The sequence below is a fragment of the Cardinium endosymbiont of Dermatophagoides farinae genome, from assembly GCF_007559345.1.
In the GTDB taxonomy this organism is placed as follows: Bacteria; Bacteroidota; Bacteroidia; order Cytophagales; family Amoebophilaceae; genus Cardinium.
Genome location: NZ_VMBH01000001.1, coordinates 318,787 through 339,133 on the forward strand (window position 1 = coordinate 318,787; position 20,347 = coordinate 339,133).

Genomic DNA, 20,347 nt, shown 5'->3' on the forward strand with positions numbered 1-20,347 from the left:
GGGCTGTTGCAGCTTAAGCGCTCTATGCCATCTTTTACAGTAAAGGATAGCTGATGGTTGTTGTAACAGATCAGCTTACATTTTTTTGTTTGGCTATCAAATGTTGCATCCGATTTACAGTATAAAATATGGTAGATAAACTGATTATAATAGGATAAATAAGCTGTTTGTATTGAATGAAAAGGCAAAGTGCAAGGAGTATAATATATAGTAGACAGGCAGAACGATCATTTATACAGCAAGATGCAAGGGTGCTTATGGGCCATTTTGCCATCCAACAGACCAATGCATTGGTGACAAAAATCAATTTTTCAAGCGTAAAACCTAGCAGCATGCCTACTATAGGCAAGTGGCTACCCACTAATAATGCCAGACTCAGCACCAGAATCGCAAAAATGGCTGGTACAACCAACCAATTGGCAATGATAAAATAGAGCGGGAACTGTTTAAAGTAATATAGAATAAGCGGTAAGGTACTTGCTTGTGCAGCAATAGATAGCGTAGTAGCGGTCCATACTTTTTGTAGCCACCTATTTTTAAGGGCTATAAAACGATGAATAAGGGGTTGTAGATAAAGTATGCCTAGCGTGGCTACATAAGAAAGTTGAAATCCGCAATTAAATAATACAAATGGCTCCCATAACAATAAGGCAAAAGCAGAAGCCAATAATCCATTGTAAGGATTTGATCCTCTACCCATTAGAAAGCCTAATCTGGCCATGGTAATCATAATGGTTTCACGGAGTATAGGTGGTGCAAAATCGCAGAGCCCAGCATATAGCCAAAGCCAAAGAAGGGTACAAAGCTCTGATAGCATAAACAATCCTATCTTTCTAAAAAGAAAGCTAAAAACAGCTTTTATAAGTAAGTACAACATGCCTACGTGTAAACCAGAAATGGCTAATACATGAATGGTGCCTGTATCCGCGTAGGCTTTTTCTAGACCCGGGTCTACAGTCTCTTTTGCACCCCATAAAAGTCTGGCCACTAGTGCCATCGTTTCTTTACCTTTTAGCCGCTTTTGGAGGGTTTGGCCACACCATTGCTTGATAGCTGCTGCCCATTTTCCCCTTTCATGAAATGGTTGCAGGCAAATGAAATCTTGATCGACTTGCTTTAAAACATGACGATACATAGCGCTATAATGTAAAGATGTAAAAGGATCTGCTTGCTGCATGCTTTCAGATGGTAAGCTGTGAACAGGTGCGCCACGAATCAATAACCTATCTCCTTTTTTGGGTTTATAATCAGATTGTTTGCGAAAGTAAAGTTGGATAGATGCATGAGTATTGTGCCAGCCTGCGTTGTCTTTTATATGGGTAATCAAGGCTTTACAGTTAAGTGGATGGTATACTTTTTGAATGCATACGCTATACCCCACTACATGCTTATTGGTCCAGTGAGTCAGCTTTTTTTGTTGTGCGCGTTGCAGCAATAGGTTGCTATACCCTATTAAAAAAATCAGTAGCAGCCCTATTGGATGAAGCCAGGTCAAAACAGTATTGGTAGCGCGCATGCAAAAATAAAGCAAGCTTGGTACAAGCAAAACCATTAGTGTAATGAAAAGGTAGCTGGAATAGTGGGTGGCCAGTAGCATGCCACCTATATAGATCAATATGAGGCGAAAGAGGGGCAAGACAGTAGCGTTTAACATATACTGGATCCTAGAAAGTCAATTTTCTTTCCAATCAAAACTTTTTCGGTGGTATAAAGTACGCCCAAATTGTTTAATAACTTGTTTATGTGCTGGTGTTGCGTATCCTTTGTTTTTTTTCCAGCCATAAGCAGGAAAGTCTTTGTCTAATTTTTCCATATAACGATCTCTATAGATCTTGGCAAGTATATTGGCTGCAGTAATTGCGGCATAGATCTTGTCTCCCTGCGGAATGCATTGATGTGGAATGGCTTTGTACCCATCAAAAGACCGCCCGGCAACTAATAGTAGGCTTGGTAATATTTTTAATTGATTAAGTGCGTTATGTATGGCAAGCTGTGATGCATTTGGAATGCCATATTTATTAATTTCTTCATGGTCTACCATGGCGATGCTCCATGAAACAGCATGTTGTTGAATCAAATTATACAAATGAATAGGCAAGGCAGTGGCTAGCTTTTTAGTATTATATAGCGTCTCATTATAAAACCCATTGGGCAGTATTACAGCTGCCCCAACAATAGGACCTGCTATTGCGCCTGTCCCTGCATGATCACAGCCAGCTATATGGTGATAGTCTTTGTATTCAGGTGGTTTATGTAGCCGCATCATATTATAAAATGGTTTAATTGGTCCATTATCGACTAAATAGTAGTTTTGTTTCAAAAACATCTAATTATTTTGAAAAAAATCCCCTATAAAATAAAAAATATATTTTATAATAGTAGTGCTATTGTGCTTAAATTCCTATCTATTTTAAGATGTTGATTTGTACCTGCTGTAACAATATTCTTGTGAAGAATGTCTATATTTGTTTATCTGTATTTTTAAGAAATAAAGTATGATGATATCCACTATAGTTTTATTGCTTACATTTTATTAGCCGAGATTTTTCTTTTCCCTATATGGTTTTAGATAAAAACAAGCTTGTTCGATTATTTTTAATATCAGCAGGTTTTCTAGTTTATTTTTATGTATTTAAGCCTAAATCAGAGACGTCTGCTCTTGCACCCGCTCGTCCTACTACTAGTCAAACAGCCCCATTGGATGTGGTGCATCCATCTAGTCCAGTGGCCCCTTTTGCTGCGCTGCTTCAGGGAAAGGAAAAAGATATAACAGTTGAAAATGAGTTACTTAAAGTAGTGCTTAGTACAAAAGGTGGTACTATAAAAAAGGTGATACTTAAAAAGTTCAAAGATAAGCACGGGAAGGAACTGGTCTTATTGGATGCGCAAAGCAGCAATATGGGCTTTTCTTTTCCTTATCAAAATGCATTGATAGAGACTAAGGCTTTATATTTTCAAACCCAAGCTATGCCTGTTTACATGGTCCAAGATAGTGGGCAGGCTAGAATAGTTTTCCGATTGGCATTCACCCCATCTCAATATTTCGAGCAATCTTTTACCTTTTCTGGCAATAGCTATCAAATTGACTATGATTGGCGTGCTGTTGGCATGGAAGCCTGTTTCAATACAACTGCTCAGCCTGCTTTCTGTTGGAATATGGATATGAAAAGTTTGGAGGCGGATGATAAAGCAGATGCTTCTAGAAGTACGGTAAACTACTATTTATTGGATCAGACTTTTGATAAGCTCAAGGAGTCTGCAACAGAGGTTGAAGCAAAGAAAATAGAAGTCCCCATCAAATGGGTGAGCATCAAGCAGCGTTTTTTCTCTTCTGCGGTTATTGCGCAAGATGCTTTCGCTACAGGGGCCCTCCGTATGGAGCCAATGGTATCACCTGATGTTACAAAGTCTGTCCACCTATCCCTTCCACTATCTGCTAAGGACAAAGCAGCAGCTCATGGAAAATTCATTTTTTTCTTTGGGCCTAATGATTATAAAATCCTTAAAAAGGTTACAAAAGGATTTGAGCAAAATCTACCTTTGGGTTGGCCAGTTGTCAAGTGGATGAACCAGGGGCTCATTATGCCGCTTTTTGCTTTTTTGGAAAAGTATGTTTCTAATTATGGCCTAGTTATATTCTTACTGGTTATTATCATTAAGTTGCTTTTGGCACCACTTTCCTATCGCTCTTTTATCTCTATGGCTAAAATGCAGGTTTTAAAACCAGAATTGGATAAGATAAAAGAAAAATATAAAAACGACCTGCAAAAAGCACAGATTGAGCAGGTAGCCTTTTATAGAGAATTCGGTATTAATCCTTTGAGTGGTTGTATGCCTATTATGCTCCAAATGCCTATTCTGATGGCTATGTTTCATTTTTTTCCTCATGCGATTGCACTGCGACAAGCCTCTTTTTTATGGGCAAATGATTTATCAACCTATGATAGCGTTATGCGTCTTCCTTTTACGATACCTATCTATGGTAATCATGTTAGCTTGTTTACATTGTTAATGGTTTTATCAACCATTTTATATACCCGGGCTAGTAACCAAAATGGTCCAAAGGAGGGTCCTATGAGAGGCTTGTCTTATGTTATGCCCTTTGCCTTTATGGTTGTCTTAAATACATTTCCTGCTGGTTTAAGTTTTTACTATTGCATCTCTAATGTGATGACTTTCCTACAGCAGAAGCTTATCAACTATTGGGTTGATGCAGATAGTATTAAAGAAAAACTGATGGCTAGGCAACAAAAGGTAAAGCAACGTGGTAAGCTTTCTTTTCAATCTAGGGTTGCTGCTTCGATTGAAGCCAATAATAAGAAAAAGAAATAGATGCTTGGCTTTTTGCTTACGTTTTCATTAACCAAAAAGGTAAGGTAGAAACTCCCTCTATGATTGCGCAGCTTATAGGAAAACTATTGCATAAAGAACCGACTTACATTATCCTAGATGTAGGAGGAGTGGGGTATGGGTTACATATTTCCTTATATACCTTTGATCAAATCAAAGGGTTAGACCATTGCACCTTGTTAACCGTTATGCAGGTAAAAAGCGACGCCTTGACCCTTTATGGCTTTTATACGTTAGAAGAAAAATCATGGTGGTTATACCTGACTTCTGTTAGCAGCATTGGTCCAAAGATTGCTTTGACCATTTTATCCTCCCTAACACCAGCAGCCTTGCACAAGGCTATTCTGAGTAAGGATACGCGTTTGCTTACCTCTATTAAAGGTGTAGGCGCAAAAGCTGCGCAGCGGCTGATATTGGAATTGTCTGATAAAGCCCAAAAATTGGATTACATCCAGGATCCGGTCTTACCACAACCCACTCAAAACAAGGTAGATCAAGATGCGATAATGGCCTTAACCAAATTAGGGCTTACCCAAAAAGTTGCAGAAAACGCGATTGAAACGGTAAGAGCGCAGGTATTATCCCCGCTTACCTTGGAGGAACTTATTAAAAAAGCATTGCAGCCACACACTTCAAGTAAGTATTAAATTATATAAATTAGGTGAAAATCAATAGTATATCAAAAATTTTATTTATTATATCTACCGTTATATCTCTTACAGGGTTCAGGGGCCATCGTCCACTACACTTGCTCCCAAAACATCTCATAAGGGCATATGGTCCATACCGATTGATGTAGGAGTCAACTGGAAACCTAAAGCTGAAGCTGCAGCAAACAATAATGCATGGATGGGGTTTGTGGCTACCACAGGTATAAAGTGGGAAAAGCCATTTTGTAAACGGTATACATTTTCTGCTGGATTGTTATGGGGGGTGTTTTTACCAGATATGTTTATGGCAAATAAGCCAATTAAATTTAAAATAGATATTCTTAATATAAGTATTATAATTCCTTATAACTTAGCGTTGCTTTTACCTATGACCTCGCTATAGTTGGGCTATTTAGTTAATAACTACTGGCATCTCTCTTGTGGACTAATCTATTTTTACGCTTTGGAATTAAATGTAAACTATCTTATTTCTCGAAAAATATCTCTCCATGGAAGGTGTTGTCTCTTTCTAGACAAGGTTTTCAAAGATCATGGTATACATTTGGGCTTTGCAACCATAGGGATAGATTATAGAATATAGATTATTCAGGTGATAGATAGAGATAGTAGGAAACCATTATTGGGAGATTTTTTATAAAGATTTTCCAATAGTGCCACCCTTAAGTTCACATTATTCCTTGAATAAGTGCGATTTTTTGCCTACTTTTTGATCGATTAGATCGGATACATAATATTCTTTCTATCGATACATAAGATCCTTTCTATCAAATGGCAAAAAAAATACAAAGGCTTGCAGGGTTTGTTGCGCTATGGGTATGGTGGGTAGCTTCCCATTCAACTTTTGCTGTAGCCCCTTGCACGGATGTAGTGGAGCAAACGGATCTAGTGCAGCAAGATGATTTTTTTGGTAAAAATGCGCAATCGACTTTACATATTGGTATAAAAAGTTGGGTCAAAGGAGCTAAAAACGTTATTGCAAGTCATTGGGCTATGGGTGCCGAAATAGCTATTGGTCCTGTTATAGAATGGCACCCTATAAATGGAATAGGTCTTCAAACTGGGTTATTATATAGCTATAACTATTTTTTTACCGTAGATGCCTCTATCGATGCTAAAAAATTGTTGGATAGGAGTTTGCTTTCTTTTGGAGGTCGTTTCATCGAAAAAACCAATGCTTTATCTGCTAAAAATGACGGCTATATAGTGCACGCTAATTTGGCTATTATAGACTTTCATGCCATAAGCCTTCCTTTATTTTTTCGGTTGTACCCAGAAAAAAGTCGGAAATTCGTATGCTATGGAGGGCCTCGTTTGATATTGGTATTCCCTGGTCTAGAGAAGAAACAATATTGTCCCATCCATGTTAATACCGCTAGTGTCAAGCATATACTTTATAATGTCTTATATAAAGGTAAAGAAGTTGCTGACCGATCTGGTATTACTCAAGAAGATATAGAAGCTTTAGCCAAGAAAGGGTTAGTCGACATATATCATTCTATTTTTAAGATTAATCCTGATAGCGCTCAAACAAAATCTCTTAATAGATTTTGGAATTGGAGCTTAGCTTGGGATTTTGGGTTTGAGTTTAGAGGAAATTCTGGGATTGTAATAGGTATGAATGGATTAGGAATTGTATTGGGTTATGACTGTGTAAAGTAGCCGTAGTGCGTCTATGCTGCCAATTAATATAAGTCAGGCGCGTTATTCACAAATACTTGCCTTGATGTGCGTAGGTTCCTCCAGGATATTTAATATGTCAATGGCGCAGTAAACTTTATCCCGTTTATTATTACCCGTCTTTTTAAGAATGCCGGCAGCCTCAAGTTTTTGAACACCCCTTTGTGCAGTGCTGTAGGAAATGCTAAGCTCTTTAGCAATTTTATTGATAGTAAAATAAGGATTTACAGCTAAGAGCTGTACCATGTCTATAGGCACTTGGGAACTTCCTCTTGCAATATCAATTTTCCATTGATTTAATAATTCATTGATACGTTCAGTGCGCGATAGTACATCTTCAGATTGAATAGCTATGCCATTTAAAAAATAAATAAGCCATTTGTGTCAGGTACCTTTCAAACTAACATTATAAAGCTGTTTATAATATTCATCACGTGTTGCTTCAAAAAATGCAGATAAATATAATAAAGGAGAAGGGAGTATCTTGTGTTCAATTAAAAGTAATGTAATCAAGAGTCGTCCTATACGTCCATTACCATCTAAAAATGGATGAATGGCTTCAAATTGATAATGGCAAAGTGCGATATGAATCAATGGTGGCAAGGATCTATCATATAAAAATTTTTCAAATGCTCCCAGACAATCCATTAAATGATCAGGGGGTGGAGGTACAAACTTTGCAGTATGCAGTTGTATATCCTGGTGGTCCAATCTAATTCTGACTGTTCCTAAATGCTCCCGGTGTAGCATGCGCGCCTCTAACACCTTGCATTAAGTGCGCATGTATTTCTTTAATAAGACGTAGCGATAACGGAAGCGCTGTTAATCGTTTCAGTCCATAATCAAGTGCCTTAATGTAATTTTGTACCTCTTGGAGTTCATCAGCGTTTTGTTTTACATAAGCACCAGCATCGGCAGCTAAGATTTCCCCAAGGTTGCTTGGGTGCCTTCAATTTTGCTAGATAATACTGCGTCACGTGTGATGAATGGACGTATTAAAAGATGAGGATTAGGTAGCCTACTGCCTTCTCGTGCTAATTTTCCAAGTAAAAAATCAGTACGAGACAAACTGTTGACTAGCCTATTATTCCATGCAAATTTTGGTGGCAGCACATAGGGTACAAAAGCATGGTGCCCTTTGAGTAGACCTTCTGGAAAACCTATTTCTAATGGCAATTTTGGTGTCGAAGCTTGTCTATGCTCCTCAAATACATTTAGTATTCTGGCGACTGCGCTTCTCCTAAAAACTGCTGATCACAAATAGGTTTTGCAGAAGGTCTACTACAAGGTAGATAGTTTTTATAGCATTTAATCGACCTGTTTTAGCTGCTCTAAGCTCTTTGTCGTACGTTTTAAGTGTGTAAATATAAAACCTCAAAAATATTTACACACTTAACTGGACAGAGGCTATCTATGGGCTATTCCCCTTGCGCACCATATCTACTGGTTAACATAACATCACCAGACTGTTTGCCAGCCAAATCATAAGTCGAGTAAACAGCTAAAACAGACTTTCCAGAAAATGCAATACCACATTCTATTACTTCTTTTATATGAGGATACTGCAATAACTCTGTATGATAGGCTTGTGTTTGTATTTGTTGTAAAGCAAGTTTAGCTGTAGTTTCCAATTCTTCTTCTTTACGTACCTGCTTAAATTCCAATAGCAGCGCCTTTAAACCATCTTTAGGAATGATTAATACATCATACCTTCCCAATCCGCTTTCTCGATTGGATCGTATATAATGGGTTCTACCCAAACTTGATAACATCCCTAATACAAAACCATGATAAAATCCTTCTAATGTGTTGCTTTGTTTGGTATCAAAATAGCTCACACTGTTTCGTAAGAAATAGCTAAGTTGTTCTACAAAAGCAGCAACCTCACCAGCTACCAAATGTTTCAAAAAAGAATCATATTGCCTCCTTCTCTCAAACTGATTGACGAACCATTCTTGAAAAAATGTGCTATAGAGCCGCCATATTTCATAATTAGGAACCTTGACTGTACAGTCATATAGACTCGTATAGGCGCTTAAATGACTTGTTTCAAAGGTCAAATAGCCAGCAAATAATAAAAGACTCCAAAAAGATGTATCATCTTTATCTAAAATATCAAAAGCAATATGTCTGTTGATAGATACAACTAAAGATTCCTTTCGCATCAATTGTTCAAATTGTTCTTTGATCTCAGAATGAGCAGTAAGTACCTTTTGTTCAATTAAGTTGTTATTACCCGTATTTACCCAATAGACATCAAAACGGCCTGACTTATTGATACAAGAAATAATAGACCATGGGTTATACATCACTAAGTTCCCTACCTTATAACCATTGTACCAATTTCTTACTTCTTGCATAGAAGCACTCAAATCTTTTGCTTTAAATAAAGCGGAAACTTCCATTTCACTAAAACCAAAATGGGCACTATATTCTTCATCTAGTAAGGTATAGGTCTCTAGGTTATTTAATCCAGAGAGCATACTATCCTTAGAAATACGTAATATACCCGTTAAAAGACCTTTTTCTAGTGTAGTATTGTCTTTTAACGCAGCGCTAAATAGGTTACGCATAAATGCAACCATAGCGTCCAGGTATAATTTATTACCATAAGCTTTATTGAGTGACGTATCGTATTCATCTATTAGAATATAGACCTTTTTACCATGGTGTTGATAGAGGCATTGACTCAGTAACTCTAAAGAAGCTTCCAGCTGTTGTTGATTAGCTTGATTACTAAGAATAATATGTAATTTATTCAGCTGTATTGCATTGATTTTATCACTATTCAATAAATAAATATAAGCACTATAAACCTTTAAGATCAATTCATACACCGCATTATAAGCTCCTTGAAAATCATCTGCATTGATATCCTTAAAACTGATCATAATGACAGGGTGCTTTCCTTGATGTTCCCTAACATACCTACCACCTTCTAGCTTACCAATTTTTAAATCATCAAATAACCCTGCTGTACTTATACCATTAATCTCTGAGGAAAAAAAATGTTGGAACATAGACATATTGAGTGTCTTACCCCAGCGACGAGGACGGGTAATTAAGGTAACTTCATCGCCTTTTTCTAGGAAATCAGCAATCATGGCTGTCTTATCACAAAAGAGGTAATCGTTAGATACCAGCTTATGAAAGTTACTAACCCCAATCGGTAGTTTATGCTTATTCATATCAGGTTCTTTGAGTCAATAGACCTACTGCAAAACCTATTGCTAAATGGCAATTTTGTGGTCTATGCTCCTCAAATACATTTAGTATTCTGGCGACTGCGCTTCTCCTAAAAACTGCTGATCACAAATAGGTTTTGAAGAAGGTCTAATCTTAGCTTCTTCCATTAGCGCTTGATTTTTTGGCTACTTCCTTATCAAGGAAAAAGTAGCAAAAAAAATACCATTATCCTACCTCTGCAAGGATATCGATCATGTTGCTTGGTTTTATTGGAAGGATTGCCAAAACATTGCAAAAATCTGGCATATCATTGGAACATAATGAAAGGCAAGTGCCACTATACATAAAGCTTCTAGTATAAACAATAGCGTCTTCACTAGCTTGCTTGGATTTTCTAGTGCAAAGTGTAGATAAGTAATCAAGGTGAATAGCCCAAAAGACCCATACCGATGGTATGTATTACACCCTGGTACCATCCTACTAAATTGGTAATAGTTATGAGTAAGATGGTTGGTTTTTTATCTTTACAAAATAAAGCAACCATTATTGTCAAGATTAAAAGAATCGAAGTGGTGTTCATTGGATAGTATATAGGTTAGAAAAACAATTATACATTAAAACGAAAAAGCATTACATCACCATCTTGTACGATGTACTCTTTGCCTTCTATACGTAGCTTGCCCGCTTCCCGGCAGCCATTTTCACTTTTATACTGCTTATAGTCCTTAAAAGCAATAACCTCTGCTTTGATAAATCCACGCTGAAAGTCTGTATGGATGACTCCTGCTGCTTGAGGTGCTTTTGTCCCATTTTGAATGGTCCATGCCCGCACTTCTTGCGGCCCTACCGTAAAATAGGTAATCAGCTGCAGCAAGGAATAAGCTGATTGAATCAGCTTATTTAATGCAGATTCCATTAGGTTGTATTCTTTTAAGAAAAAAGCCTTGTCCTGACGACTCAATGCATTGAGCTGTGTTTCTAACGCAGCAGCGCCAATAATCACCCAGCCATTCTCCTGAGCAATAGCCGCTTGTAAAGCAGCTAAGTGCGGATTTTTTTTACCAAGTATGGTTGCCTCATCTACATTCGCAAAGTAAATAACCGGTTTTGAGGTTAATAGTTGCCAGTCATCTATCAATGGCTGATCGATTTCCGCTACTTGGATGGCGCGTGCATCACGGCCCTGTTTTAGTTCTGTTAAAAACAGGTTCAATAGTTCACAGGTGCGTTGTTGTGCTTTAGGCCCATGTTTGGCAAGCTTTTCGATTTTCTCTAACCTTTTGGTTAAGGTATCGATGTCCTTACAGCGTAGTTCATGGTCAATAACTTGTTTGTCAAAAACAGGGTCTACACCGCCCGCGACGTGTACTACATCTTCATCTTCAAAACACCTGATCACATGCACAATCGCGTTCACTTCTCGAATATGGCTAAGGAATTTATTGCCCAATCCTTCTCCTTGATGGGCATCCTTGACCAACCCAGCTATGTCTACAAACTCAATAGCAGTAGGTATGATATTTTTAGAATGTGCCAATTCAGCAAGCAATTCCATACGTTGATCTGGTACAGCTACTACACCTACATTGGGTTCTATCGTACAAAAAGGGAAATTGGCAGAAGCCGCATTTCCATTTGATAAGCCATTAAACAACATAGACTTGCCTACGTTAGGCAAACCAACAAGGCCACACTTTAAAGCCATGAATCAAATGTTTATAAGCACCCTAAATACCGGGCTAGATTTGGGTAGTTTATTTGGTTGGATTTCCTTCTGCGTTGCGATCAAATTGATCAAATGCATAGTCAGCCATTAGCGTCGTTTTAAGGTGGTCAACTACCTCATTAAGCGCACGAATGAATTTATTCACATCTTCTTTGTATAGAAAAATTTTATGTTTTTCGTATGCCATGCCATCTGCTTCTGTTCTTTTCTTACTTTCTGTGATGGTCAAGTAGTAGTCTTTTCCCCTGGTTGACTTTATATCAAAGAAATAAACTCTTTTTCCTGCATTTACTCTTTTGGAATAAACTTCATCTAATCCTGTATGTGGCTCCACTGTATAATTATTTGTTTACTATATCTTAATTAACACTCCCCATGTAAAAATTTCTTTTTTTCCAGCAAGGCTTCTTTCGTTTCTGGGTGATCTAGGTCTAATACACAACAATCTACTGGGCAAACTGCTGCGCATTGTGGCTCCTCATGAAAGCCTACACACTCTGTACACTTATCTGTGACAATATAAAAGGTGTCATCTGTGTAGGGCGCTTGTGGTATGGCTGCATCCAATACTTCGCCTTTTACCTTGACTCTCTTCAACTGTGTACCCTCAGCCCATTGCCAATTTGTTCCACCCTCATATATTGCAGTATTAGGGCACTCAACCGCACATGCGCCGCAATTGATGCATGCATCTGTTATCCGTAAAGCCATAACTTCTAAGATTATTTTATCTGGCAGCTAAATTAATAGAAATAAAGGATTACAGCAAATCCCTGGTTTGAGTTGATAACTTTTAAAGGTCCAACCCGATTTTTAAAATCTCTAATTCAATGATACCAGAGGGGGTATCAACTTGCGCAATCTCTGATACTTTTTTACCTAATAACCCTTTTCCCATAGGCGATTCAACGGATATCTTACCCTGCTTTAGGTCAGCCTCACCCTGTGAGACAAGCATAAAAATAGATTCTGTGCCTGTTTTTTTATTCCTAACGCGTGTTTTAGTGAGAATAGAAACGCGAGACAAGTCAATTTCACTCTCTTTTAATACTCTAGCGTTGGCTACTAAGGTTTCTAAGGCAGCAATTTTTGCTTCTAATAACCCTTGTGCATCTCTGGCTGCATCATATTCTGCATTTTCACTTAAATCCCCCTTTTTATGCGCTTCTGCTAGGTCATTGGCTACACGAATGCGGCCTTCGCTTTTTAACCAACTGAGTTCTTTTTTCATGCGCTCTAGTCCTTCTTCTGTGTAATAGGTCATTGACGTACTATGTTTTATAATTTTAATGATGAGCCCTCTTTCGAGATCTATTGCTAAATGGTCATTTTGGTGCTTGTCTATGCTCGTCCAATACATCTAGTATCCTGGAGACTGTGTTTCTCCTAAAAATTGCTCACCACAAATAGATTTTGAAAGAGAGCTAGTTTTTACAATGCTAATTCTTTGCTTCAAAAATTTAATTTTTCTGGCTATTGCTAGCTATTGAATACATGAATGCTAGATTTAAAGAAGTATGGATACAAATAGGAGTAAAAAGGCAATAAACAGCATGCTAAACTTGTATCCGGCAAGCATGGGTATGACTACAACGCTCCAATGCATACCTATAGCGAGCAGGGCAAGCAGCACTGCTAAAAATCTTGCAATTGCTTTCATATTACCTTTCATATTAATTGTATTTACAAAAATTATGCTTTCAGGTTTTACCTAGGTTTGTATTTTTCTGCATGCAAACACAAGACCTTCTGCAAAACCTATTGCTAAATGGCAATTTTGTGGTCTATGCTCCTCAAATACATTTAGTATGCTGCGGTGCTCGACTGCGCTTCTCCTAAAAACTGCTGATCACAAATAGGTTTTGCAGAAGGTCCACAGCGCCAAAAATAAGGATATTTTTGGTTGTTTGCTATTGGTGCTACCATACAGTTGGCTAGCTTTTTAAGCTAAAGCTTAAACTAAAAAAATTACCTATGCTGCCATGGCCAAATCGCTAATATAAAAAATAAAAGGCTAAAATAGCCTATACCTTGGCATTAGATCTGGATAAGATAGGCCTTTTTTATACGCCACCTTACTGGCATAACCAAAAGTTAATGTGTCGTTTGTCCAAATCACAATTTTTGATTTTTACTTTTACAATATCCCCTAATCGGTAACATTTTTTAAACTGTTTGCCAACTGCTTGAAAGTTGTTTTCCTCAAAAACATAGGTGTCATCGGTAAGCTCTGATAAGCGAACCATACCTTCACAGCCATTAGAGAGGATCTCTATATAGATGTTCCATTCGGTTATGCCACTGATGATGCCATCAAATATTTCATCTTTTAAATTTTGTATAAACTCTACTTGTTTATACTTGATAGAAGCCCTTTCTGCATTTACCGCAAGGTATTCTCGTTCTACAGCATATTGACATTTTTTTTCATAGGATGCTGCGTCGTAGATGCGTTCACCTTTTAAATATTGCTTCAAAAGACGGTGTACCAATAGGTCTGCATATCTTCTGATCGGTGAGGTAAAATGGGTATAATGCGCAAAGGCCAATGCAAAGTGTGGGTCGGGTTTTGTAGTGTAAAGCGCCTTAGCCATAGACCGAATGGCCAGTGATTGTATAATGTTTTCTTCTTGCTTGCCCTGAATGGCCTGCTCTAGTGCATGCATGGCTTTGTATATAGGGTTTTATTGGCATCTATTTTGTATCCGAGCTGGTTCACAAATAAAAAGAATTCATTTAACTTATCTGGATCTGGATGGTCATGGGTTCTGTATATAAAAGTAGGTCCTAGTTTTTCCTGTTTTTGCTTGAGTTTGGCTACATAGGTAGCTACTTCTTTGTTGGCCAGTAACATAAACTCTTCAATGAGCTTATGGGCATCTGTACGCAGCTTTTGCATCACCTGAAGTGGTTTTCCATTGGCATCCAGTTCAAATTCCAATGCCCTGGTTTCAAAGTTAATGGCGCCTTTTTGTAGGCGTTTTTTCCGAAGCTCTTTGGCTAGCTGGTTTAATACTGTAAGTGCTTCGTAAAAATCACCTGTCTGGTTATCTATTGCTGCTTGGGCTTCTTCGTAGGAAAATCTTTTATTGGAATAAATAATCGTTTCTCCCAGCCATTTGTCATGAATTTTTCCTTGCCTATCCAATTCGAAAATAGCTGAAAAAGTTAATTTGGTTTCGTTTGGACGTAAAGAACACAATTCATTAGAAAGTAGTTCTGGCAACATAGGAATACAACGATCTACCAGGTAGACAGAAGTATTTCGGTCATAGGCTTCCTTATCTAGCAGGCTGTCTGGCGGCACATAATAGCTTACGTCTGCAATATGAATCCCTACTTGGTAGCGGCCATTGGCTAATGGTTGATAGGAAAGGGCATCATCAAAATCTTGAGCATCTGCTGGATCTATTGTAAAAGTAGGTATACCTCGGAAGTTTCTTCTTCTAGCGGCTTCTGCTTGGGTAATGGTTGTAGGTATATTTTGGATGCTTTCAAGAAGGCTTTCTGGAAAACCATCTTTTAAACCAAATTCAGCCATAATGGCATGCATCTCTACCTCATGTAGGCCAGCTGGTCCAAGATGTTGCACTACTTTACCTGTTAATTGATTGTTAAGAAAAGAAGTTAGTGCAATCACTACTTTATCATTTTCTTGAAGCATAGCGCTATTTTCTCCCTCTAATAAAACAGTGCAAGTAGTTCGTTTTTGTGCAACTATCGCTTGAGGTTGTTGGCCAGAAAGCGTGATGCGCCCAATTACAGTATTTCGCTTAATAACTTCTACCACCACACCCTCTGGCCGTTTGCGACCTCCGTTTGGCAGCAAGCGAACCTTAACCAAATCTTTATCTAGTGCAGCTAATAGGTTTTTTTGACGCACTAGTATATCTTTAGGCTGATCCGGTACAATGATATAAGCATATTCGGCACGGACGTAATCTACTCGACCTGTAAGGTAAGTAGGAGGGGCGACATGTAGATAACGCCCTTTGCTGATTTTTTTAATGGCATCCTGATGTAAAAGATCGAGTAAAGCCTTTTTTACTTTTGCTTTATCTGCTTTTGATGTTATTTGTAAGGCCGTACAAAGTTGTTGTATGGTATAGGTTTGACTTGGGTCCTTTTCTAGGATCTTAAGAATAAGTGTAGTATGGTTTTGCACGGCTCTTTTATTTTTGATCTTGTGAGGAGTAGTGGGTATAAACAATGCGAACTGGTTCAGATAAAAAGTTTCTTTTTCTCTCATGATCAGTTGATCTTTTCTTTTTTTATCATTGTAGGCCAACAAATGTAATAGGCCATGCACCATTACTGTGTAGAGTTCTTCCTCCATTTTTCGGTTATACGCTTTAGCATTTTCTCGGATGCGTTCAATGCTTATGTAGACATCTCCTAAGATGGTTTTTGCATCTGTGGCATAGTTAAATGTAATCACATCTGTTAAAGTGTCATGGCCCAAATAGGTTACATTTTTAGCATGTAAATAGTTATCTGTACAAAAAATAAAGTTAAGATGGTTTAGTGTGTATCCTTCTTGGGAGATAACGTCTTGCAGCCAAGCAGAAATTTTTCTTTTTTGCTTTAATCTAAAATTAATTTCTTCTGAGAAGTAATAAATATTCATTTTAACCTTATTATCTTGCAATAGCAAACAATCAGGTAAGCTTTTTAATCTTACCCAGATTTGACCGTAAATTACGGCTTATTCCGTTAAAAAGATACAATATGTCTACCAAAGACCAATTTATGCCTATTGAGTCTAGAGCCAGTCGTTGGCCTATTACCATACTCCATAAAAACCAAAAAGCTTTTTTAAGAGAGGTGGTTGATAAAAGTTTTAAGTCTTTGTGTGCACGCCACCCAATGGATGAAGCGCTCTACCGAATATTAGCGCAAACAGCTTCTAGAGAGTTGGCTAGGGTGGCATCAAACCCATGGAGCTGTGATCCTCAGGATGATCGCTCTTTTTGGGAGGCCATGGCATCTTCTATTGACAATAAAGTGGAAGCAGCTAAGCTTTTAAAAAGTGTTATAGAACGGTATGTAAGAGAGATTTGCAGCAACTTTAGTGTGCGCCATTATCAATGTATATCTAAAGGTGTCTACCATACTTTTGTCCATCTCCTTAAGCCCGATTGTTTTGGTGTTGGATCAGAGCGTTGGACTTTGCCCCACAAAAGGTTACAGGAAAAGTTTCATTTGATGGGTGCAACGGATACGGTTCGTGCATTGGCCCAGATAGGCACGATTGTCTTGGTGCCTACCCATACGAGCAATTGGGATTCTGTTGTGGTCGGATTGGCCATGAAACAATTGGGGCTACCTCCTTTAACTTGGGGTGCAGGATTGAATTTATTTAATAACAAGGGGTTTCGTTATGTCTTTGATAAGTTAGGAACCTATAAGGTAGATCGGCGTAAAAAGACGATACCCTACTTACAAGTACAGAAAGATTATGCGTGCCACACATTGGAATGGGGCTGCCATACGCTATTTTATCCGGGTGGAACCCGTAGCCGTTTGGGTGCTATAGAGTCTGATTTAAAATTAGGATTGCTCAGTACCCCTTTTGAAGCACAGGAAGCGAATTTTCAAAACCAAGGGGTAGCTGCTAAGAAGCTTTTTATTGTTCCAATTGTGCTGAATTACCATTGTGTATTAGAAGCCTATGAATTGGTACGTGAGTCGGTGCAAATGGAAAATGTTGCGGCTGCTATGGCGGAGCAAAGCTGTTGTGCTACCAATTTTCAATTCAGTAAAAATATATTATGTAAGGGTTCGGAAATATTTGTTAACATAGGTACACCCTTAGATGTTATGGGGAATAGGGTAGACATAACGGGGTGTAGTTATGATGATCAAGGTCAACCAATAGACTTATACCAAGCGTTTTTGGATCTTCCCGTTAAAACGGTTGCTAGAAAGCGGTCAGATGACTATGTTCAAACCCTTAGCCATAAAATTGTAGCGGCTTATCATCGTATTAATATGGTGCTCAGCAGCCACCTAGTAGCCTTTGTAGCTTATGAATTGGCAAAAAAGAGAGCGGGGTTTTCCATGCAGCTAACGGATATCGTGATTCCTTATGCTGATTTTATGGCGGCGCTTGGGCATACGTATAAAGCGTTGCAACTGCTTTATACAGAAAAAAAGATAGTGTTTACCTCTATTGTACAGAATGGTCAGCTTGCTGCTATTGCTAAAGATGGATGTGCTAAATTGGGTGTATACCATGCACAGAAACCATTGGTGGTAACAGCAGGTGGCGATTTATTGATTCAAGATCTTTTAACATTATTTTATTATCATAATAGACTGACTGGTTATGGCCTCGAAGCACTTATATAAAATGGTAGCGGTTTTAGGAGCTGGTAAGTTTGGCACTGCTGTTGCAAACCTAGTAGCACCTAATGTAAGCCGTGTGTTCTTGTATACGCATAAAGCAGAACGTGTGGCGGAAATAAACAGTAGCGCTGCTGATGTGCCATTGGCAGCCAATGTGATGGTTACGACTGATTTGCCAATGGTCCTGCGCACTTGTTTGGTTATTTTTCCTGTGGTTCCTGCTGCTAAATTTCGTGGATTGGTCCAACAGATGGCTCCAGATCTTACATCAGATCATATATTAATACATGGGACGAAGGGATTGCATCTGTATCAAGATGGTGATACACCCTTGGGTAGGGGTGTGGTTACGATGAGTAGCATAATTTTTCGAGAAACGGTGGTCCAACAAATTGGTTGTTTGGCTGGCCCTAATTTGTCTGCATTTTTAGCTAAAAAGCATCCTGCTGTTACAGTCGTTGCCAGTAATGCTCAAAGTGTTTTATCTGTAGGGGAGAAGCTTTTAACCAGTGATTGGTTGCGTGTCTATCTTAGTTCTAATCTGCAGGGTGTAGAAATATGTAGTGTGCTGAAAAATATTTTTGCTATTGGTGCCGGTATAGTAGGAGGGATGGGCTATCAGTTGAATACCTATGCTTTTTTTATTACCTCGGCCATCTCAGAAATGCGTTATATCTTGACCACTATGCGGATCCGCAAAGGTGACTTATTAGGGCCAGCTGGTCTTGGAGATTTAATAGCCACTTGTGGCAGCACGGCTAGTAGAAATTATACCATTGGCTATCGTTTGACAAAAGGTGAAAAGCTAGCCGATATCTTAAGCACGGCAAAGGAGGTTTCCGAAGGGGTGCAAACGGTTCAACTCATTCGCGAAGCGATGCAATCTTATGACCGGAGTGCGCCAATGGTAGAAGCGATCTATCGCATGCTTTTTGAAGATCTTCCATTAAAGGAAGGCGTTGACGCTATGCTTGATGGGTGACTCGGGAAGCAAGGGGGGGTATATGCAGCATGCAACTATTTTATTGTTTGTCTATCGTGATAAAGCTATAACCATAAAAAAGTCTAATAACCATAGAAAATAATATGAAGCAGTTGTATAAAAAGTTATTGAAGCCCATCATATGCTTATCATTTTTTTATATAGGCATTACACCGATACAAGGTAGCAGTGTTGCTTTAACCAATGGAAGACTAAATTTTGGGGCTAAACTAGGATATGAGGGCGGCTTCCGTATAATTGAGTCCGATCTTATGAGCTATTTCCCTGTGGAATTATTTGTAGCTTATAGCTTTAAAACGACCATAGAAGATAAAGTCCCATTTTTTCCATTTTTCCCAATTTTCCCATTTTTTAGTTCTTTAGATCAAGTACAAATTGGGATTTGTTATAAGTCAATCGATATGAATGGTATGAGAAAGGATATAGAGCCTAAAACACCTTTTTTTCTATATCCTAAAGCACAAGAAATAGCATCTATTTCTTTTTTAATGTAAAGACGCTATCTCTACCTATTTTAATTAAAAGCTATATAGGGTACAAGCCATAAATGGTCTGTGACGTTTAGAGTTGCGCCTTTATTGATTCCTTTCCGCTTATAAGAAAGACTGGGTAGCAGAACTAGCGAACCAGCCTGGGCAAGAGCTATTAAAACAATGCATATATAACAATAATGCTGCCGATAAACAAGATATGATTTCCTATGATTATTTAGACGCTAACCATAAAAGGGATAGAGCAGCATTTTATAATAAATGGGAAAAAAGAAAAGAAAAAGACAAACATACCTGTCTTTCTGTCAGTGATGCTTTCAATGGTAGAATAGGATTGGAATTCAGTCTTTTTGGTATAGCGTATGAAACGGATACAGGATTTATTTTTAACTGGGATGTGTTAAACTTTTCACTCTTTTCAAAATCTATAAGCGTAGCCTCATCAATGTTTTCAATAGGGTACAACTTTAATAAATTGATGGGTTTTGATCGTTTTTGTTCAGCCAATGGACATGCTACACAGGAAATAAGCAAAAAGTAAGAGCAAAGTTCCTTTTTGTCACTAGTAACCTGAGTTCGGTATTAAGTTATTTTTTAACCTGATAATCAATTATAAAAATCTAATAAAATTTATGATTAGACACAATGCTATAAATAGCTTATATATAAATGATTTTGATTATCAAGTTGTTTTTAATATAATTAGGTGGCTAAAATAGAGGGTAGTCAAAATATTAGTCCAATAGCCTGCTTTTAGTAGCTGTAAATCAGATAAATAAATACCGAGCTCAGGTTAATATACATTCAACTGGGTTGTAGTATTTTTATGCTGATTAACAGATGAATAAATAATACTTCAGGGCAGGTTACTTATTTTGTATGAAATATTAGGGGT

20 protein-coding genes are annotated in these 20,347 nt (G+C 38.0%); 7 read left to right on the forward strand and 13 right to left on the reverse strand.

Annotated features, from left to right (window positions below; genetic code table 11):
- Positions 1-70: 70 nt before the first annotated feature.
- Both FPG78_RS01510 and FPG78_RS01515 read right to left on the reverse strand, forming a co-directional pair.
- Entirely contained in the window at positions 71-1,654 is a 1,584-nt protein-coding gene (locus FPG78_RS01510) for a ComEC/Rec2 family competence protein (RefSeq protein WP_144086307.1), read from the reverse strand.
- An 18-nt stretch (positions 1,655-1,672) separates the two neighbouring features.
- Positions 1,673-2,266 (reverse strand): ribonuclease HII, encoded by a 594-nt coding sequence (locus FPG78_RS01515; RefSeq protein WP_223261938.1) that lies wholly within the window; start codon positions 2,264-2,266, stop codon positions 1,673-1,675.
- Between the two features lie 293 nt (positions 2,267-2,559).
- Between FPG78_RS01515 and yidC the strand changes: the two genes are divergently transcribed.
- The 3 genes from yidC to FPG78_RS01530 all read left to right on the forward strand — a co-directional run bounded on the left by yidC (position 2,560) and on the right by FPG78_RS01530 (position 6,680).
- A complete protein-coding gene (gene yidC, locus FPG78_RS01520) occupies positions 2,560-4,332 on the forward strand; it encodes a membrane protein insertase YidC (protein WP_144086308.1) in 1,773 nt (590 codons plus the stop codon).
- A gap of 59 nt (positions 4,333-4,391) precedes the next feature.
- On the forward strand, positions 4,392-4,997 hold the full coding sequence (gene ruvA, locus FPG78_RS01525; protein ID WP_144086309.1) for a Holliday junction branch migration protein RuvA: 606 nt from the start codon (positions 4,392-4,394) through the stop codon (positions 4,995-4,997).
- Positions 4,998-5,789: 792 nt separating this feature from the next.
- A complete protein-coding gene (locus tag FPG78_RS01530; RefSeq protein ID WP_144086310.1) occupies positions 5,790-6,680 on the forward strand; it encodes a hypothetical protein in 891 nt (296 codons plus the stop codon).
- A gap of 42 nt (positions 6,681-6,722) precedes the next feature.
- Here the strand turns inward: FPG78_RS01530 and FPG78_RS07505 are convergent, their stop codons facing one another.
- The 11 genes from FPG78_RS07505 to ybeY form a co-directional block, all read right to left on the reverse strand.
- A complete protein-coding gene (locus FPG78_RS07505) occupies positions 6,723-6,944 on the reverse strand; it encodes an HTH domain-containing protein (RefSeq protein ID WP_223261939.1) in 222 nt (73 codons plus the stop codon).
- Positions 6,945-7,082: 138 nt separating this feature from the next.
- The gene (locus FPG78_RS07510; RefSeq protein ID WP_144086311.1) at positions 7,083-7,448 is read right to left on the reverse strand and encodes a Fic family protein; all 366 of its coding nucleotides are present in this window, start codon (positions 7,446-7,448) and stop codon (positions 7,083-7,085) included.
- Between the two features lie 168 nt (positions 7,449-7,616).
- The gene (locus FPG78_RS07515) at positions 7,617-7,874 is read right to left on the reverse strand and encodes a Fic/DOC family N-terminal domain-containing protein (RefSeq protein WP_223261940.1); all 258 of its coding nucleotides are present in this window, start codon (positions 7,872-7,874) and stop codon (positions 7,617-7,619) included.
- Between the two features lie 242 nt (positions 7,875-8,116).
- Positions 8,117-9,886, reverse strand: a complete 1,770-nt coding sequence (locus tag FPG78_RS01550) for an AAA family ATPase (protein ID WP_144086313.1) — start codon at positions 9,884-9,886, stop codon at positions 8,117-8,119.
- Between the two features lie 605 nt (positions 9,887-10,491).
- Positions 10,492-11,589 carry a redox-regulated ATPase YchF gene (gene ychF / locus FPG78_RS01555; RefSeq protein ID WP_144086314.1) on the reverse strand — a complete coding sequence of 366 codons (1,098 nt, stop codon included), beginning with the start codon at positions 11,587-11,589 and terminating at the stop codon, positions 10,492-10,494.
- Positions 11,590-11,638: 49 nt separating this feature from the next.
- Positions 11,639-11,944, reverse strand: a complete 306-nt coding sequence (locus FPG78_RS01560; protein WP_144086315.1) for a DUF3276 family protein — start codon at positions 11,942-11,944, stop codon at positions 11,639-11,641.
- Between the two features lie 29 nt (positions 11,945-11,973).
- Positions 11,974-12,321, reverse strand: a complete 348-nt coding sequence (locus FPG78_RS01565) for a 4Fe-4S binding protein (RefSeq protein WP_144086316.1) — start codon at positions 12,319-12,321, stop codon at positions 11,974-11,976.
- 82 nt (positions 12,322-12,403) lie between these two features.
- A complete protein-coding gene (greA, locus tag FPG78_RS01570) occupies positions 12,404-12,874 on the reverse strand; it encodes a transcription elongation factor GreA (protein ID WP_144086317.1) in 471 nt (156 codons plus the stop codon).
- A 539-nt stretch (positions 12,875-13,413) separates the two neighbouring features.
- Positions 13,414-13,536 (reverse strand): hypothetical protein, encoded by a 123-nt coding sequence (locus FPG78_RS08000; RefSeq protein ID WP_255431699.1) that lies wholly within the window; start codon positions 13,534-13,536, stop codon positions 13,414-13,416.
- 149 nt (positions 13,537-13,685) lie between these two features.
- A complete protein-coding gene (locus FPG78_RS01575) occupies positions 13,686-14,276 on the reverse strand; it encodes an RNB domain-containing ribonuclease (protein WP_144086318.1) in 591 nt (196 codons plus the stop codon).
- Positions 14,264-16,237 carry an rRNA maturation RNase YbeY gene (gene ybeY / locus FPG78_RS01580; protein WP_144086319.1) on the reverse strand — a complete coding sequence of 658 codons (1,974 nt, stop codon included), beginning with the start codon at positions 16,235-16,237 and terminating at the stop codon, positions 14,264-14,266. Before ybeY ends, FPG78_RS01575 begins: the two co-directional genes overlap by 13 nt.
- 101 nt (positions 16,238-16,338) lie before the next feature.
- Between ybeY and FPG78_RS01585 the strand changes: the two genes are divergently transcribed.
- From FPG78_RS01585 to FPG78_RS01600, 4 genes are all read left to right on the forward strand, one after another.
- Entirely contained in the window at positions 16,339-17,961 is a 1,623-nt protein-coding gene (locus FPG78_RS01585) for a 1-acyl-sn-glycerol-3-phosphate acyltransferase (protein WP_144086320.1), read from the forward strand.
- A complete protein-coding gene (locus FPG78_RS01590) occupies positions 17,939-18,940 on the forward strand; it encodes an NAD(P)H-dependent glycerol-3-phosphate dehydrogenase (RefSeq protein ID WP_144086321.1) in 1,002 nt (333 codons plus the stop codon). The genes FPG78_RS01585 and FPG78_RS01590 overlap by 23 nt, the downstream gene beginning before the upstream one ends.
- A 104-nt stretch (positions 18,941-19,044) precedes the next feature.
- The gene (locus FPG78_RS01595) at positions 19,045-19,455 is read left to right on the forward strand and encodes a hypothetical protein (RefSeq protein WP_144086322.1); all 411 of its coding nucleotides are present in this window, start codon (positions 19,045-19,047) and stop codon (positions 19,453-19,455) included.
- 196 nt (positions 19,456-19,651) lie between these two features.
- On the forward strand, positions 19,652-19,993 hold the full coding sequence (locus FPG78_RS01600) for a hypothetical protein (RefSeq protein WP_144086323.1): 342 nt from the start codon (positions 19,652-19,654) through the stop codon (positions 19,991-19,993).
- Positions 19,994-20,347: the final 354 nt, after the last annotated feature.

Excerpts from the sequence above, each read along its gene's own strand:
- FPG78_RS01510 (WP_144086307.1), bottom strand. The coding sequence starts at position 1,654 with ATGTTAAACGCTACTGTCTTGCCCCTCTTTCGCCTCATATTGATCTAT.
- FPG78_RS01515 (WP_223261938.1), bottom strand. The coding sequence starts at position 2,266 with ATGATGCGGCTACATAAACCACCTGAATACAAAGACTATCACCATATA.
- yidC (WP_144086308.1), top strand. The coding sequence starts at position 2,560 with ATGGTTTTAGATAAAAACAAGCTTGTTCGATTATTTTTAATATCAGCA.
- ruvA (WP_144086309.1), top strand. The coding sequence starts at position 4,392 with ATGATTGCGCAGCTTATAGGAAAACTATTGCATAAAGAACCGACTTAC.
- FPG78_RS01530 (WP_144086310.1), top strand. The coding sequence starts at position 5,790 with ATGGCAAAAAAAATACAAAGGCTTGCAGGGTTTGTTGCGCTATGGGTA.
- FPG78_RS07505 (WP_223261939.1), bottom strand. The coding sequence starts at position 6,944 with ATGGTACAGCTCTTAGCTGTAAATCCTTATTTTACTATCAATAAAATT.
- FPG78_RS07510 (WP_144086311.1), bottom strand. The coding sequence starts at position 7,448 with ATGCTACACCGGGAGCATTTAGGAACAGTCAGAATTAGATTGGACCAC.
- FPG78_RS01550 (WP_144086313.1), bottom strand. The coding sequence starts at position 9,886 with ATGAATAAGCATAAACTACCGATTGGGGTTAGTAACTTTCATAAGCTG.
- ychF (WP_144086314.1), bottom strand. The coding sequence starts at position 11,589 with ATGGCTTTAAAGTGTGGCCTTGTTGGTTTGCCTAACGTAGGCAAGTCT.
- FPG78_RS01565 (WP_144086316.1), bottom strand. The coding sequence starts at position 12,321 with ATGGCTTTACGGATAACAGATGCATGCATCAATTGCGGCGCATGTGCG.
- greA (WP_144086317.1), bottom strand. The coding sequence starts at position 12,874 with ATGACCTATTACACAGAAGAAGGACTAGAGCGCATGAAAAAAGAACTC.
- FPG78_RS08000 (WP_255431699.1), bottom strand. The coding sequence starts at position 13,536 with ATGGTAGCACCAATAGCAAACAACCAAAAATATCCTTATTTTTGGCGC.
- FPG78_RS01575 (WP_144086318.1), bottom strand. The coding sequence starts at position 14,276 with ATGCATGCACTAGAGCAGGCCATTCAGGGCAAGCAAGAAGAAAACATT.
- ybeY (WP_144086319.1), bottom strand. The coding sequence starts at position 16,237 with ATGAATATTTATTACTTCTCAGAAGAAATTAATTTTAGATTAAAGCAA.
- FPG78_RS01585 (WP_144086320.1), top strand. The coding sequence starts at position 16,339 with ATGTCTACCAAAGACCAATTTATGCCTATTGAGTCTAGAGCCAGTCGT.
- FPG78_RS01590 (WP_144086321.1), top strand. The coding sequence starts at position 17,939 with ATGGCCTCGAAGCACTTATATAAAATGGTAGCGGTTTTAGGAGCTGGT.
- FPG78_RS01595 (WP_144086322.1), top strand. The coding sequence starts at position 19,045 with ATGAAGCAGTTGTATAAAAAGTTATTGAAGCCCATCATATGCTTATCA.
- FPG78_RS01600 (WP_144086323.1), top strand. The coding sequence starts at position 19,652 with ATGATTTCCTATGATTATTTAGACGCTAACCATAAAAGGGATAGAGCA.